The following is a 14,176-nucleotide window of genomic DNA, read 5'->3' as shown; positions in this document are numbered from 1 at the left end:
CGTCGGGGCCCCGCACAGACACTGTGCGGGGCCCCGACGGCGTACGCGGAGAGAAACCCTCAACCCCGCTGCGCGGCGAGCTCCTTGGCCGCTTCTGTCAGGTCCTTCGCCGTGTCGATCGCCCGCCAGTAGGCGCCCTGCGGCAGCGGGAAGCCCGCCAGGCTCTTCTCACGGGCCAGGCGCGGGAACGTGGTGCGCTCGTGGTCGCCGCGGTCCGGCAGGAGCGCGGTGAAGGAGGCGGAGAAGACGTACACGCCCGCGTTGATCAGATACGGGGACGGCGGGGACTCGATGAAGTCCGTGATGTGGCCGAACGCGTCCGTCTCGACGACGCCCCACGGGATGCGGGGGCGGGCGAGGGCGAGGGTCGCGGTGGCGTCGCGCTCGGCGTGGAAGGCCGCCATGTCGCGCAGCGAGAAGCGGGTCCAGATGTCGCCGTTCGTCGCGTACCAGGGGCGGTCCGCGTGCGGGAGGTGGCGGGCGGCGTACTTGAGGCCGCCGCCGCGCCCCAGGGGCTCCTTCTCGACGACCGTGGTGACGTTCAGGGGGAGATCGGCCGACTCCAGCCACTCCTGGAGCACTTCGGCGAGATGGCCGCAGGAGACGACCGCGTCCGTCACGCCCTCGGCCGCCAGCCAGGAAAGCTGATGGCCGATGATCGGGGTCCCTGTGCCAGGGATCTCGACCATCGGCTTGGGCCGGTCATCGGTGTACGGACGGAGGCGCGAGCCCTGGCCGCCGGCCAGGACGACGGCCTGCGTGGGCCTGTGAGCGTGAGGGTCGCCGGTCATGCCGGAACCCTACGTGCCGCCCCGGTCAGCCGTTCTGGTGGGCGGCGACGCCCGTCGCGAAGGACGTGTCGCAGACCGGGCGCGCATACGACTGGGCACGGCTCGGACCGTACTTCTGGACGGCCGCGCGGCCGAGGGCACGGGCGATGGAGACGCAGTGCCGGGCGAGCGACGGGTGGCGGTTCACCTCCTGCTGGAGGTGGGTGAGCGCGACGCCCGGGTTCTTGTCCTGGAGCTCCAAGAGCAGCCGGTCGCGCAGGACGGCCTGCGGGGCGCGGGACTTGGCAGGCACGGAAAGATCGCCGGCGGATGCGGTGAGCATCGAATCCGAGGAGTTCCCGGACCAGTTGACGCTGGTGACCGCGAGGGTCCCGGAGAGCACCAGCATCACGGGCAGGACGAGGGCGAGCGTGCGGCCGATGCGTCGGGCGGGGCCTCGGTGGGCTCGGCGCGGCTTCTGGGTGTAGTTGGCGGAGTGCGTCACGCGAGTGAGCGTAGCGGTCGGTGATGATTTGGCGACATTACGTCACTCGGTCGAGCGACGGAGAATGAGGTTTCTCTGGAGCAGTGTTGACGCGCGCGAGGCGAAATGACCGGTCTGCCGGGGTATTTGTCGACAACGCGGGCGAACGCGCAGGGCCCCGCACCGAAGCGCGGGGCCCTGCGGCTGCTGGTGAGCCGGGTCGGTCGGCCGAGTCGGCCGACCGGGTCAGTCGGTGAGACGCTCGCCCGTCGACGTCGAGAACACGTGGATCTCGCCCGGACGCGGCACGACGTGCAGCTCCGTGCCCTTCTCGGGGACCTTGCGGCCGTTCACGCGGACCACGAGGTCCTTGTGCTCGCCGCCGACCTCGGCCGAGCCGTAGACGTAGCCGTCGGCGCCGAGCTCCTCGACGACGTTCACGGAGACGGCGAGGCCCGCCGGGGCGTCCTCGGTCTCCTTGGAGAGGGACTTCGCGGTGGAGCCGTCCTGCTCGACGATGTCGAAGTGCTCCGGACGGACGCCGACCGTGACCGTGCGGTCGCCCTTGTCGGCCGCGGCGGACAGCGCCGCGCGGTTGACCGGCACGACGGAGTTGCCGAACTTCACGCCGCCGTCGGTGATCGGGACCTCGACGAGGTTCATGGCGGGGGAGCCGATGAAGCCCGCGACGAAGAGGTTCGCCGGGCGGTCGTACATGTGGCGCGGCGAGTCGACCTGCTGGAGCAGACCGTCCTTCAGCACGGCCACGCGGTCGCCCATGGTCATGGCCTCGACCTGGTCGTGGGTGACGTAGACGGTGGTGATGCCGAGGCGGCGCTGGAGCGAGGCGATCTGCGTACGGGTGGAGACACGCAGCTTGGCGTCGAGGTTCGACAGCGGCTCGTCCATCAGGAAGACCTGCGGCTCACGCACGATGGCGCGACCCATGGCGACACGCTGGCGCTGACCGCCGGAGAGCGCCTTGGGCTTGCGGGCCAGGTAGTCCGTGAGGTCGAGGATCTTCGCCGCGTCCTCGACCTTCTGGCGGATCTCGGCCTTGTTGACGCCGGCGATCTTCAGGGCGAAGCCCATGTTGTCGGCGACGGTCATGTGCGGGTAGAGCGCGTAGTTCTGGAACACCATGGCGATGTCCCGGTCCTTGGGCGGCAGGTGCGTGACGTCACGCTCGCCGATGCGGATCGCGCCGGCGTTCACGTCCTCCAGGCCCGCGAGCATGCGCAGGGAGGTGGACTTTCCGCAGCCGGAGGGACCGACGAGGACGAGGAATTCGCCGTCCGCGACGTCGAGCTCGAGCTGGTCGACGGCGGGCTTGTCGCCACCCGGGTAGATGCGGGTCGCCTTGTCGAACGAAACAGTGGCCATGGTGAGGGCCCCCTTCACCGGCAGGAACGTGCCGGACGATCCGTTGTAAAGAGAGGAGTGGTGTAGTCCACCTGAGTGAACTGCTCGTGACCGTACCCCGGGGGTCATGGGTCTGTCAGTAGTCGGGGAGCCTCGACCTTCGAGGAAATTTTCGACGGGCGCATGGGCGGTGTTGGTTACACTGCTCAAGCACGTCAGCGCACGCCTCCTTAGCTCAGATGGCCAGAGCAACGCACTTGTAATGCGTAGGTCGTCGGTTCGAATCCGACAGGGGGCTCCGAGTGGCCGAAGGCCCCGCTCACCTCTCCGGTGGGCGGGGCCTTCGCGCGTTCTCCGTATGTGCGCTCAGTGGCGGCCCGACAAGCGGTTCGCGATGCGGGCCAGGCGGGGGGCCTGGGTGGTCGGGGTGGTCAGTTCTTGGCGGTCGGCGTTGCGGTAGGTCGCGTACATGCCCTGGACGCCCAGCCAGCGGAACGGCTCCGGTTCCCACTTGCGGACCTTGTGGTTGACCCAGGGGAGGGTCGTGAGGTCAGTGGTGCCTGCCTGGCCCGAGTCCTGCTGGACCAGGTCGCGCAGGGTGCGGGCCGCGAGGTTGGCGGTGGCGACGCCCGAGCCGACGTAGCCGCCCGCCCAGCCGAGGCCCGTGGCGCGGTCCAGGGTGACCGTGGCGCACCAGTCGCGGGGGACGCCGAGCACGCCGGACCAGGCGTGGGCGATCTCGACTCCGGCCAGTTGCGGGAAGAAGCGGGTCAGGATTTCGTGCAGGGCCTCGATCGTGGCGGGCTGGGTGCGGCCGTCGTTGTCCGTCTTTGAGCCGTAGCGGTACGGGACGCCTCTGCCGCCAAGTGTGATGCGGCCGTCGGCGGTGCGCTGGGCGTACATGTACGCGTGCGCCATGTCGCCGAGCGTCTCGCGGCCCTCCCAGCCGATCGACTCCCATTGGGTGTCCGACAGGGGTTCTGTTGCGATCATTGAGGAGTTCATGGGGAGCCACGTGCGGCGTTGGCCCTTGAGGGATGCCGTGAAGCCCTCCGTGCAGCGCAGGATGTACGGGGCGCGGACCGTGCCGTAGGGCGTGATGGCGTGCTTCGGCTTGATCTCTGTGACGGGGGTTGATTCGTGGATCGTCACGCCGAGTGCCTCGACCGCCGCCGCCAGGCCCTTCACCAGTTTCACCGGGTGCAGGCGCGCGCCGTGCGGGGTCCAGGTGGAGCCGACGGCGCCCGCGACGCGGATCCGGTCGGCCGTCTCGCGGGCGCCGTGCAGCGTGCGGTCCTTCTCGCCGTATGCCAGTTCCGTCGCGTGGAACTCCTTCAGGCGGGCCAACTGGGCCGGGGTGTACGCGACTTCGAGTACGCCGCCGTGGTGGATGTCCGCGTCGATCCCTTCGGCCTTCGCCGTCTCGATCACCTCGGTGACCGTCTCGTTCATTGCCTCCTGGAGGCGGACCGCCGCCTCCCTGCCGTGCAGGCGGGCGTAGCGGTCGCGGCCGGCGATGCCGTTGTAGAGCCAGCCGCCGTTGCGTCCGGAGGCTCCGTATCCGCAGAACTTCTGTTCCAGGACGGTGATGCGGAGGAAGGGGGCGGCCTTCTTCAGGTAGTACGCGGTCCACAGGCCCGTGTAGCCGCCGCCGACTATGCAGACGTCGGCACTCTCGTCGCCCGGCAGGGGTTCACGGGGGGCCGGAGTGCCGTGATCCGCGTACCAGAACGAGATGCCGCCGTTGATCGTGCTGCTCATGTGCGGGACGTTACTGCGCTGGTGGGGGCTTTGGGGAGGGGTGCGGGGGCGGGCGTTCCGATACGTTGATCCGGTGCGTGGCGGAGCGTCACGCGCGGAGATCTTGGAGGACTGTTCAGATGGCCGTACGCGCCGTACGCAAGGCCGGGCGCATCGTCGCCGCGGTGGCTGCCACCGCACTCGTCGCCGGGGGCGCAGTCGCCTGCGGGCCCGAGGACCTCACGGGCGGGGGCGACAACAAGGCTTCGGAGTCCGCGCCCGCCGGCGGTCCCGAGGCGAAGGAGCCGCCGGCCGGGACCGACGCGCTCGCGAAGGTGCCCGCGACGGTGAAGGGTGGCGTGATCACGGTCGGCGACCCGAAGGCCGGGCACACGGTCAAGCTGTACGAAGACGCGCGCTGCCCGATCTGCAAGAAGTTCGAGGAGTCCGGTGCGCAGGCCCTGGTGAAGCCGGTGGCCGAGGGGAAGGTGAAGGTGGAGTACACGCTCGCCTCGTTCCTCGACAAGAACCTCGGCGGCAGTGGTTCGGTGAACGCGGCGAACGCGCTGCGGGCCTCGGTGGAGGCGGGCAAGTTCCCGCAGTTCCACGCCGCGGTGTTCGCCAATCAGCCCGAGAGCGAGACCGAGGACGCCTACACGCCGGCCTTTCTGTTGAAGATCGCCGACAAGGTGGACGGGCTGCGGGGCGCCGAGTTCGACAAGGCGGTGAAGAAGGGGACGTACAAGAAGTGGGTCGGTGAGGCCATGCAGGCTTTCACCGACGACGGCATGCAGGGCACGCCGACCGTCGTCATCGACGGGAAGAAGGCGGACAGCAACTCGCTGTTCGACCAGGACGCGTTCGCCAAGGAGCTCAAGGCCTCCGGGATCGCCTGACCCGGCACGCCTCCGGTGCCGGGCGTACGGCACTCCGGGCCAGCGGAAAGCAGGCGAGGCCGATCAGGAGGTACGCGTATCTCCAGGGGCTCGGCACCCAGTAGGTGAGGACGGCGATCACTCCCGCTAGGGCGTAACTCACGCCTACGTCAAGGGTGTTGGCCGAGGGCGGTGGAGCGCTGCGGATGTAGGCCGGGACGGCCTGCCCGGCCGCCCTCGTGCCCCGAACAATCCCCATGCGGGGATTCACCCACGCCGGTAGCGTCGCGGGCGTGATCGACATTCGCGTTCCGGACGAGCTGATCGAGTCGCAGTACGAGTACGCGGGGGAGCCGGGCCGTGCCTTCATCGCGGCGCTGCCCGCGCGCGTGGCCGAGTTCGTCGAGCGGTGGGACCTGACGGTCGACGGGCCCTCGATGCACGGCATGGCCGCGCTGGTGCTGCCCGTGGTGCGGCGGGACGGCACCCCCGCCGCGGTCAAGTTCCAGCTCCTCGACGAGGAGACCGAGGGGGAGCCGGTCGGGCTGCGGGTGTGGGACGGCGACGGGGCGGTGCGGTTGCTGGACCACGACGAGGGCACGGGCACGATGCTGCTCGAACGCCTTGACTCCGGGCGGATGTTGTCGACGATGACGGACACGCGGAAGGCAGTGCTCGTCATTGCCGAGCTGCTCGCGCGGCTCACCGCCGTGCCCGCGCCCGAGGGGATGCGGCGGCTGGGGGACATCGCGGCGGAGATGGTCAACGATCTGCCGGAGGCGCTGAGGGCGATCTCCGATCCCGCCGAGCGGGCGATCGTGGAGCGGTGCGGGGGCGCGGTGCGCGAGGTCATGGGGGAGCCGGGCGACCGGCTGCTGCACTGGGACCTGCACTTCGAGAACGTCCTGGCCGCCGAGCGCGAGCCGTGGCTCGCCATCGACCCGAAGCCGCTGGCCGGGGACCCCGGGTTCGACCTCTGGCCCGCGATCAACAACCGCTTCGATGTGGATGACGTGTTGTGGCGGTTCGATGCGATGAGTGAGGTGCTCGGGCTGGACCGGGAGCGGGCGCGTGCGTGGACGCTGGGGCGGGTGCTGCAGAACGCGCTGTGGGAGATCGAGGACGGGCGGTCCCTTGACGAGGAGGACTTGGAGGTTGCGCGGTTGCTGTTGGGGGTGCGGTGAGGGGCCGTTGCTGTTGGTGGTGGATGCGGTGAAATGCGGTTGTCGGGGTGCGGTGAGGTCGTCGTACTCTGCCGCCATGATTCGCACCGCCACACCTGCCGACGTTCCCGTCATCCACGCCATGGTCCGCGACCTCGCGGAGTACGAGAAGGCCCTCGACGAGGCCAGGGCGACCGAGGAGCAGCTGCGTGAGGCGCTCTTCGGGGAGCGGCCCGCCGCGTTCGCGCACATCGCGGAGGACGACGCGTCGGGGGAGGTCGTCGGGTTTTCGCTGTGGTTCCTGAACTTCTCCACTTGGCGCGGGGTGCACGGGATCTACCTGGAGGACCTGTACGTACGGCCCGAGGTGCGCGGCGGCGGTCACGGCAAGGCGCTGCTTGCCGAGCTCGCGCGGATCTGTGTGGAGCGGGGTTATGAGCGGCTTGAGTGGTCCGTGCTCGACTGGAACGAGCCGTCGATCAACTTCTACAAGTCGCTCGGTGCGCTGCCGCAGGACGAGTGGACCGTGTATCGGTTGACCGACGGGGCGTTGGCCGCCTTGGGGGCATGAGGGGCAGCCGTATCAGGGGATCAGGGGATCAGGGGATCAGGACCACCTTGCCCGTGGTGCGGCGGTTCTCCAGGTCGGTGTGGGCCTCTGCCGCCTTCGACAGGGGGTAGCGCTGCACCGCCGGGGTGAAGTGACCCTTCGCCGCTTCGGCGATGGCCGCCAGCTCCAGGGTGCGGATCGGGTTGTCGCCGCCCGCCTTCTGCATCATCGCCGGGCCGAGTACGCCGGTCTGGGTGATGCCGCGGGCCGCCAGCTGCTCGTCGGTGAACGTCAGGGGTTCGCCGTCGTGCAGGCCCTTGCCCGACCAGCCGAAGACGATGTGCGCGCCGCCGGGGGCGAGGAGGTCCACGGCGGCCAGGCCTGCCTCGCCGCCCACTCCGTCGAAGACGACGGTCGCGCCGGGGACGCCGAGCTTCGTCAGGTACGCGTGCGCCTCGTCCGGCCAGTCCGGGTTCCTGTAATCGATGGCGAGGTCCGCGCCGTACGCGCTGACCCGGTCCGTCTTCTCCGGGCCGCCCGCCAGGCCGATCACCGTGGCGCCCGCGTGCTTGGCGTACTGGACCAGGAGCGTGCCGATGCCGCCCGCCGCCGCCGGGACGACGGCCACGGAGTCGGGGGTCAGCTCGGCGAACTGCAGGATTCCCATCGTCGTACGGCCCGTGCCGATCAGGGCCACGGCCTGTGCGTCGTCCAGGCCTTCGGGGATCTCGTGCAGGCGGGAGGCCTCGGTGACGACCAGCTCGCCGTAGCCCCCGGGGGCGAAGCCGATGTGGGCGACCACGCGCTTGCCGAGCCAGCCGCTGTCGACTCCCTCGCCGAGTGATTCGACCGTGCCGGCCACCTCGCGGCCCGGGATCGTGGGCAGCTCGGGGAGTTCGGGGAGCGGGCCCTTGATCCCTGCGCGGATCGCGGTGTCCAGGAGGTGCACGCCTGCCGCGGTCACCGCGATGCGGACCTGGCCGGGGGCCGGTGCGGGGTCCTGGGTCTCCTCGTACGTGAGGTGTTCGGCCGGGCCGAAGGTGTGCAGGCGGATGGCGTGCATGGGGCTTGCTCCTTGGGCTTGGGCGGAGGGTGTCGGGGTTGGGTTTGGGTTTCGGCTCTGGGTTTGGGCGGTGGGCTTTGGGGCTTGACGCCACCCTCTTACCTCAAGCGGACTTGAGGTCAAGCCTTGTGGAGGTCAGTGCGAGGGTCACCGCCTCCAGCGCGCTGTTGAAGGAAACCTCGGAGAGCAGGCCGGGCGCGGCGACCTGGTCTCCGGCCAGGTAGACGCCGTCGCCGCGGTCGATCGCCGGGCGGTCGCGCCAGGTGGTGCCGGGCAGGTCCACCGCGCCGGTGCGGCCGTTGGACACGGAGGTGCGGCGCCAGACCAGGCGGTCGCGCCAGTCGGGGAAGCCGAGGTCGAGCAGGTGGTCGGCGCGGGCCACGCCGTCCGCCTTGGACTCCTCGGGGGAGAGCGGGATCTGACCCTGGATGAGTTCCTGGCCCGCGGGGGCGAGGGTGCGGTCCTGGGTGGTGAACCGTTCGATCCAGCCGGTCCTGTCCAGGTCGGAGATCGCGAAGGGGTCGCCCTTGCGGGAGTTGAGGGCCACGTCGACGAGGGTGGTGCGGGCGCTGTCCCACTGGAGAGCATCGTCCTGGAGGAGGCGGCGGGCCGCGGGGAGCGAGGTGGCGACGACGGTCGGGCCCGCGGCGGGGAGCGAGGCGAGGGTGTCGATGCGGGACAGCGTCTCCACGCGTACGCCCATGTTCCAGGCGAGCGTCGCCATGCGGTCGATGACCGAGCCCCAGCCGCCGCGCGGGTAGTGCGCCTCAGGGGGCAGTTTCGTGGCGCGGCGCAGGCGCTCGTGCACGAACCTGGCGGAGAGGGAGCCGGGGTCGTGGTGGAACGTCGCCACGGCGATGTAGTGCGCGGCGGCGCGTGCGCCTTCCTCGCCGACCTCGCCTGCGGCCCAGGTCATGAAGTCCTTGTCCACCGGCGCCTGTTCGGGCTTGCGGCGCAGGAGCTTCAGCATCGCGAGGGGTGGGGTGCGGCGGAGCCTGCCCTGGTGGTGGAGGCGGAGGCGGGTGCCTTCGATGGGCGGGATGGGGGCGAGGGGGCCGATGAGGTCGCGCTGCTTGAGCCAGGTCCAGTGGGGGCCGCCGTTGTAGAGGGCGTGCGGGCCCTCGTTCGTGCGGTACGCGCCTTCGGCGGTGCGGGCTCGGCCGCCGAGGGTGTGGTGGGCCTCGTGGATGGTCACCCGGGCGCCGGCTTCCGCGGCGGAGATGGCCGCGGTGAGACCGGCGAAGCCGCCGCCGATGACGGTGAGGTGGGTGGGGGCCGGGTTCTTGGGGTGGTTGCGGTTGCGGTTGCTGGCCACGGGGCGGGCTCCTGTCGTGGTCGTGGTCGCGGTGCTGTCTGGTGCGCTCACTTCGTACGACGGATGGGGGTGGCCGGGATGTGACATCGGGGTGTGATCGGGATGCGTCGGCGTTGTCAGTGGGTGGGTGCACGATGGGCGCATGGGACAGAGGGATCGGCAGAGGGACGCGGCAGGGGTGAAGAAGGCTCGGCGGCCGGAGGTGCGGTTGCCTGCGCTGCGGGCGCATGGCGGGGGTGAGTTGGAGCCCGACGGGGATTACGACGGGGTCGAGTTCCGGGACCTTGATCTGGCGGAGCAGGACGGCGGGGGGTCCCTGTTCCTGGACTGCGCGGTGACGGGCTGCGGGGTGACGGAGACCCGGCTCAGCCGGGCGCGGTTCGTGGACTCCGTGCTGACGGAGCTGCGGGGGGTCGGCACGGAGCTGGTGGAGGCTTCGCTGCGGGACGTGGAGGTGGTGGACGCGCGGCTGGGGGGTGTTCAGCTGCACGGGAGTGTGCTGGAGCGGGTCGTTGTCCGGGGCGGGAAGATCGACTATCTGAACCTGCGGAAGGCGCGGTTGAAGGATGTTGTCTTCGAGGGATGCGTGCTGGTGGAGCCGGACTTCGGGCAGGCGGTGCTGGAGCGGGTGGAGTTCGTGGGCTGCGTGCTGAAGGGGGCGGACTTCAGTGGCGTCCGGATGAAGGATGTCGACCTGCGGGAGGCTGCGGAGGTCGACATTCTGCGGGGGATCGACTGCTTGGCGGGGGCGGTGATCAGTACGGCGCAGCTGATGGATCTGGCGCCGGCGTTTGCTGCGCAGGTGGGGGTGCGGGTGGAGTAGCTGCGGGTGCGTGCGCCTGTGGGTACGGTGCCGCGCCGGTATGTCCGTCCTCGCTATCGTCCGGTGGCCGCGGGGTTGCTTCGGTTCCGGAGCGCCGCGAACTGTGCTCCCGGCGGACATACCGCCGCGTCCCCTCGCGTGCGTTGCCGTCTGCGGCGCGGTCCGTGTGTGGGTGCGGTGCCGCGCCGGTATGTCCGTCCTCGCTATCGTCCGGTGGCCGCGGGGCTGCTTCGGCTCGGGAGCGCCGCGAACTGTGCTCCGGGCGGACATACCGCCACGTCCCCTCGCGTGCGTCGCCGAGTGCGGATGGGTCGTGGGCCTGCTTCTGCGGCTGGCGGAACATCGCAACCTGCCGACGTACACGGCCCACCCACCCACTTACGCACGGCCCACCCACCCACCTACGCACGGCCCACCCGCCCACCTACGCACGGCCCACCCACCCAGGCTTGAACGTCCTCCCCTCCGACCCCACGACGCAGATGCCCCACCCACCCCCCACTCCCTTACGCGCCCCCTGGCACTGCGGGGCAATCGGGTGGGTGGGCGGGAAAGCTTGTTCGTTCAGGGGAGGATGCGGGGTGATCGGGTGGGTGGGTGGGGGAGGCTTGTTCGGCCGGAGGCGGATGCGGGGGGAAGTGTTGGGCGCCTACGCCCGGGGGAAGCGGGACTGGAGGGACCAGATCGTGGGGTTCTCCCCCAGGGACTCGTGGAGGTCGATGAGGTCCGCCAGGAGGTCCTGGAGGAAGTCCCTTGCCTCGCGGCGGAGTTCGGAGTGGGAGAACGTCAGCGGGGGCTCTTCCGCCCGCATCCAGTCCGCCTCGATGTCCACCCACCCGAAGCGACGGGTGAACAGCATCCGGTCCGTCGACTCCGTGAAGTCGAGCTCGGCGTGCTGGGGCCGGGACGCCCTGCTCCCGCGGGGATCCTGGTCCACGAGCTCGACGATGTCGCACAGCGCCCACGCGAAGTCGAGGACGGGAACCCATCCCCAGGCTGTGGACAGCTCCCGGTCCGCCTTCGTGTCCGCGAGATACACGTCCCCGCAGAACAGGTCGTGCCGCAGCGCGTGGACGTCCGCGCCGCGGTAGTCGAACTGCGGGGGGTCGGGAAAGCGGTGGGAGAGGGCGTAGCCGATGTCGAGCACGTATGTGATGGTGTCACGGCGCCGGTCGGCGCCGGACGTCACGGCAGCAGGCGCTGTTCCTTCGCCACGGCCACCGCTCCCGCCCTCGTGTCCACGCCGAGCTTGTCGTAGATCCGGCCCAGATGCGTCTTCACCGTGGCCTCGCTGATGAACAGCGCGCGGGCGATGTCGCGGTTGCCGAGGCCCTGGGAGAGCTGCGCGAGGATGTCGAGCTCGCGCTCGGTGAGGGTGGGCAGCGGCTTGCGCATCCGGGCCATCACGCGGGACGCGACCGGTGGGGAGAGCGTCGTGCGGCCCTGCGCGGCGGCGTGGATCGCGGCGAAGAGCTCCTCGGGGCGCTCGGCCTTCAAGAGGTAGCCCGTCGCGCCCGCCTCGATGGCGCGGGTGATGTCGGCGTCCGTGTCGTACGTCGTCAGGACCAGGACGTGGGGTGCGGGGCTGGTGGCTGACGTGATCTGGCGCGTTGCCTCCACGCCGTCCATGCCCTCGCCGAGCTGCAGGTCCATCAGGACCACGTCCGGCGTCAGCTTCGCGGCGAGCGCGATCGCCTCCTCGCCGGTGCCCGCCTCGCCGACCACCTCGATGTCCGGCGCGCTGCCGAGCAGGGCGAGCAGTCCGGCGCGTACGACGATGTGGTCGTCGCAGACCAGGAGGCGGACCGGGGGCGGCGTGGCGGTTGTCATGGGGTCTCCTGCGGGGGCAAGGGGATCGCGACCGAGAGCACCGTGCCCTCGCCCGGTGCCGACTCGATCGTCAGTGTGCCGCCGAGCTGCTGTGCGCGGGCGCGGATCGCGGGAAGGCCGTGCCCCCGACGGTCGGAGGCGGGCGGCTGCGCGGTGGGCGTGAAGCCGCGGCCGTCGTCCGCGACGTCGAGTACCACCTGATCGTCCAGGTGTGTGAGCGTCAGCGCCGCAGTCGTCGCGTCGGCGTGCTCCGTCACGTTGGCCAGGGCGCCCTGTGCGATGCGCAGGAGCGCGGACTGCGTCCGGTCGGGGAGTGGGGCGGGCGTGCCCTCGCTGTGGAAGCGGACCGGGAGTCCCGCGTCCTGCGCGGTGCGCGCGGCCAGCGTCCGCAGCGCCTCGTCCAGGCCGCCGCCGTCGGCGAGGTCGGCGGGCGCCAGGTCGTGCACGAAGCGGCGGGCCTCGGCGAGGCCGCGTTCGGTGATCGACTCGGCCGTACGGACATGGGTGCGGGCCGTGGCCGGGTCCGTGTCCCAGAGGCGGTCGGCGGCCTGGAGGAGCATCTGCTGGCTGGACAGGCCCTGGGCGAGGGTGTCGTGGATCTCCATGGAGATGCGCTGGCGCTCGGCCAGGGTGCCTTCGCGGCGCTCGGTGGCGGCCAGTTCGCGGCGGGTGCGGATGAGGTCGTCGATCAGTTCGCGCTGGCGGGCCGCCTGGCGCTGCATGTAGGCGAATACCGCTGTCGCGATGGCCGACACGGCGGGTGGCCCGAGGATCAGGTCGGGGTCGTAGCGGCCCGCGAGCCGCAGTTGTGACGCGATGACGCAGCCGGTCAGGACGGCCACCAGGACCAGGGCCGCGCGCGGCGGCAGCATCCGCATGCCGGTGAAGAAGAGCGGGACGGCGCACCACGCGAAGCTCGGCGCGAGGATCACGAGGACCAGCCAGACCGCGACGACCAGGGCGAGCCAGGTGAGGCGGCGTGGGGTGGGGCGGGCGCCGGGTGCCGGGCCGGACTCGTAGCCGGACGCGTACGACGCGGAACGTTTCCCCCGCAGGGCGGCGGTGAGCGGCGGAAGGGCGTAGAGGACGGCCAGGACCGCGGAGAGCGCGATGATCCAGGGGACGCGCGCACCGCCGGGGTGGCGCAGCAGGAAGCGGGCCAGAGAGGTGGCGAGGAGGAGGTAGAACGCCGCGTGCATGACGGCCGCGAGCCAGCGTGAGTCGGGGTCCGTGGAACCCCTGCCCACGGGGACGCCCTCGTCCTTTGCCACGGCTTCGCTCCTTCCGGCTCGGCGCTGAACTGCGCAAACAACCTCATTGTGACCCGGCAGGACCACCAAGGGGTCAACCGATCGGCTGACCCTCGTGTCCACCGAGCCGCAGGCAGGTGGCAGCCGGTACGTCGACGGGGACGGGCCCCCGGCGGCCGGAGGATCGATGGCAGAGGAAAACCACCTCCCCCTGATCCCCGCCTTCACCCGAGGAGCCCCCGATGAAGAAGATCTCCCGCCGCACCCGTGTCCTGACCGTCGCCGCGACCGCCGCCGTCCTCGGCGCCGGCACCTTCGGCGCCGTCTCCGCCAGCGCGGAGGCCCCGGCCGCCGCCGCCAAGGCCGCCGTCACCGCCGACGCGGGCAGCAAGAACCTCACGCAGTCGACGCACCTGAACATCGACGCCGCGACCAAGGCCGCCCAGGCCACCCTCGACGCCGCCGAGAAGGAGAACCAGCGCGTCACGGTCGCCGTGGTCGACCGCAACGGCAACACGATCGTCACCCTGCGCGGCGACGGCGCCGGGCCGCAGTCGTACGAGTCGGCCGAGAAGAAGGCGTACACCGCCGTCTCCTGGAACGCGCCCACCTCCGAGCTGGCCAAGAACCTGGAGAAGACCCCGAACCTGAAGGACATCCCCGGCACCCTCTTCCTCGCGGGCGGTGCGCCGGTGACCGCCAAGGGCGCTCCCATCGCGGGCATCGGTGTCGCGGGCGCCCCGTCCGGCGACCTGGACGAGAAGTTCGCGAAGGCGGGCGTCGCGGCGCTCGGCCGCTGAGCCGCCGGATCTCATCATGCTGAGGCTGTTCCCGGCCCGTACGACGACGAGGAGGACGAACATGACAAGGACCGCTGAGGACCAGCGGCTGCTCGACGCCGCCCGGGCCGGGAACGCCCCGGACGTCGCCACGATCGAATACCCCCAGGTC

General features: G+C 70.9%; 14 protein-coding genes, 1 tRNA gene and 1 pseudogene. 6 read left to right on the top strand and 10 right to left on the bottom strand.

The features are described 5' to 3' along the window. Positions 1-59 precede the first annotated feature (59 nt). The 3 genes from ABD378_RS32550 to ABD378_RS32540 form a co-directional block, all read right to left on the bottom strand. Entirely contained in the window at positions 60-791 is a 732-nt protein-coding gene (locus ABD378_RS32550) for a nucleotidyltransferase family protein (RefSeq protein WP_344526793.1), read from the bottom strand. A 25-nt stretch (positions 792-816) separates the two neighbouring features. Then, positions 817-1,275 carry a hypothetical protein gene (locus ABD378_RS32545; protein WP_344526791.1) on the bottom strand — a complete coding sequence of 153 codons (459 nt, stop codon included), beginning with the start codon at positions 1,273-1,275 and terminating at the stop codon, positions 817-819. A gap of 225 nt (positions 1,276-1,500) precedes the next feature. Next, positions 1,501-2,637, bottom strand: a complete 1,137-nt coding sequence (locus tag ABD378_RS32540; protein ID WP_344526789.1) for an ABC transporter ATP-binding protein — start codon at positions 2,635-2,637, stop codon at positions 1,501-1,503. A 203-nt stretch (positions 2,638-2,840) separates the two neighbouring features. Between ABD378_RS32540 and ABD378_RS32535 the strand changes: the two genes are divergently transcribed. Beyond that, positions 2,841-2,914 (top strand) — tRNA-Thr (locus tag ABD378_RS32535). A gap of 68 nt (positions 2,915-2,982) precedes the next feature. On the opposite strand, the gene ABD378_RS32530 is transcribed toward ABD378_RS32535, so the two are convergent. Next, positions 2,983-4,377: an NAD(P)/FAD-dependent oxidoreductase gene (locus ABD378_RS32530; protein WP_344526787.1), complete on the bottom strand. Its 1,395-nt coding sequence runs from the start codon at positions 4,375-4,377 to the stop codon at positions 2,983-2,985. Between the two features lie 119 nt (positions 4,378-4,496). Here ABD378_RS32530 and ABD378_RS32525 point away from each other — a divergent pair, with 119 nt between their 5' ends. Next, entirely contained in the window at positions 4,497-5,252 is a 756-nt protein-coding gene (locus ABD378_RS32525; protein ID WP_344526785.1) for a DsbA family protein, read from the top strand. Here the strand turns inward: ABD378_RS32525 and ABD378_RS32520 are convergent. Then, positions 5,230-5,430: pseudogene (locus tag ABD378_RS32520) on the bottom strand (rhomboid-like protein); the annotation flags it as partial. The gene ABD378_RS32525 and the pseudogene ABD378_RS32520 overlap by 23 nt on opposite strands. Before the next feature lie 58 nt (positions 5,431-5,488). On the opposite strand from ABD378_RS32520, the gene ABD378_RS32515 reads away from it, so the two are divergent. Together ABD378_RS32515 and ABD378_RS32510 are read left to right on the top strand one after the other, a co-directional pair. Further along, on the top strand, positions 5,489-6,415 hold the full coding sequence (locus ABD378_RS32515) for an aminoglycoside phosphotransferase family protein (RefSeq protein ID WP_344526783.1): 927 nt from the start codon (positions 5,489-5,491) through the stop codon (positions 6,413-6,415). Between the two features lie 76 nt (positions 6,416-6,491). Then, positions 6,492-6,965 carry a GNAT family N-acetyltransferase gene (locus ABD378_RS32510; protein WP_344526781.1) on the top strand — a complete coding sequence of 158 codons (474 nt, stop codon included), beginning with the start codon at positions 6,492-6,494 and terminating at the stop codon, positions 6,963-6,965. Between the two features lie 28 nt (positions 6,966-6,993). Here the strand turns inward: ABD378_RS32510 and ABD378_RS32505 are convergent, their stop codons facing one another. Both ABD378_RS32505 and ABD378_RS32500 read right to left on the bottom strand, forming a co-directional pair. Next, positions 6,994-8,007, bottom strand: coding sequence for a zinc-binding dehydrogenase (locus ABD378_RS32505; RefSeq protein ID WP_344526779.1), 1,014 nt, complete (start codon positions 8,005-8,007; stop codon positions 6,994-6,996). 103 nt (positions 8,008-8,110) lie between these two features. Then, a complete protein-coding gene (locus ABD378_RS32500; RefSeq protein WP_344526777.1) occupies positions 8,111-9,322 on the bottom strand; it encodes an FAD-dependent oxidoreductase in 1,212 nt (403 codons plus the stop codon). A 142-nt stretch (positions 9,323-9,464) separates the two neighbouring features. Between ABD378_RS32500 and ABD378_RS32495 the strand changes: the two genes are divergently transcribed. Next, positions 9,465-10,145 carry a pentapeptide repeat-containing protein gene (locus ABD378_RS32495; RefSeq protein ID WP_344526775.1) on the top strand — a complete coding sequence of 227 codons (681 nt, stop codon included), beginning with the start codon at positions 9,465-9,467 and terminating at the stop codon, positions 10,143-10,145. Between the two features lie 649 nt (positions 10,146-10,794). Here ABD378_RS32495 and ABD378_RS32490 read toward each other — a convergent pair. Genes ABD378_RS32490 through ABD378_RS32480 form a run of 3 tightly spaced genes read right to left on the bottom strand, consistent with a single transcriptional unit; the run spans position 10,795 to position 13,174 of the window. Beyond that, entirely contained in the window at positions 10,795-11,292 is a 498-nt protein-coding gene (locus ABD378_RS32490; protein ID WP_344526799.1) for a hypothetical protein, read from the bottom strand. Between the two features lie 38 nt (positions 11,293-11,330). Next, on the bottom strand, positions 11,331-11,975 hold the full coding sequence (locus ABD378_RS32485; protein ID WP_344526773.1) for a response regulator: 645 nt from the start codon (positions 11,973-11,975) through the stop codon (positions 11,331-11,333). Then, positions 11,972-13,174, bottom strand: a complete 1,203-nt coding sequence (locus ABD378_RS32480) for a sensor histidine kinase (protein ID WP_386546765.1) — start codon at positions 13,172-13,174, stop codon at positions 11,972-11,974. Before ABD378_RS32480 ends, ABD378_RS32485 begins: the two co-directional genes overlap by 4 nt. 293 nt (positions 13,175-13,467) lie before the next feature. Here ABD378_RS32480 and ABD378_RS32475 point away from each other — a divergent pair, with 293 nt between their 5' ends. After that, positions 13,468-14,025: a GlcG/HbpS family heme-binding protein gene (locus tag ABD378_RS32475; RefSeq protein ID WP_344526769.1), complete on the top strand. Its 558-nt coding sequence runs from the start codon at positions 13,468-13,470 to the stop codon at positions 14,023-14,025. The last annotated feature ends 151 nt before the right edge of the window (positions 14,026-14,176 follow it).

It is taken from the genome of Streptomyces rectiviolaceus (genome assembly GCF_039533825.1).
Lineage (GTDB): Bacteria > Actinomycetota > Actinomycetes > Streptomycetales > Streptomycetaceae > Streptomyces > Streptomyces rectiviolaceus.
This window is presented reverse-complemented; position numbering and strand designations above follow the sequence as displayed.

Bases quoted from the DNA above. Each gene is read 5' to 3' on its own strand.
- ABD378_RS32530 (WP_344526787.1), bottom strand. From the start codon at position 4,377: ATGAGCAGCACGATCAACGGCGGCATCTCGTTCTGGTACGCGGATCAC.
- ABD378_RS32475 (WP_344526769.1), top strand. From the start codon at position 13,468: ATGAAGAAGATCTCCCGCCGCACCCGTGTCCTGACCGTCGCCGCGACC.
- ABD378_RS32480 (WP_386546765.1), bottom strand. From the start codon at position 13,174: ATGCACGCGGCGTTCTACCTCCTCCTCGCCACCTCTCTGGCCCGCTTC.
- ABD378_RS32550 (WP_344526793.1), bottom strand. From the start codon at position 791: ATGACCGGCGACCCTCACGCTCACAGGCCCACGCAGGCCGTCGTCCTG.
- ABD378_RS32485 (WP_344526773.1), bottom strand. From the start codon at position 11,975: ATGACAACCGCCACGCCGCCCCCGGTCCGCCTCCTGGTCTGCGACGAC.
- ABD378_RS32510 (WP_344526781.1), top strand. From the start codon at position 6,492: ATGATTCGCACCGCCACACCTGCCGACGTTCCCGTCATCCACGCCATG.
- ABD378_RS32515 (WP_344526783.1), top strand. From the start codon at position 5,489: ATGCGGGGATTCACCCACGCCGGTAGCGTCGCGGGCGTGATCGACATT.
- ABD378_RS32505 (WP_344526779.1), bottom strand. From the start codon at position 8,007: ATGCACGCCATCCGCCTGCACACCTTCGGCCCGGCCGAACACCTCACG.
- ABD378_RS32495 (WP_344526775.1), top strand. From the start codon at position 9,465: ATGGGACAGAGGGATCGGCAGAGGGACGCGGCAGGGGTGAAGAAGGCT.
- ABD378_RS32525 (WP_344526785.1), top strand. From the start codon at position 4,497: ATGGCCGTACGCGCCGTACGCAAGGCCGGGCGCATCGTCGCCGCGGTG.
- ABD378_RS32540 (WP_344526789.1), bottom strand. From the start codon at position 2,637: ATGGCCACTGTTTCGTTCGACAAGGCGACCCGCATCTACCCGGGTGGC.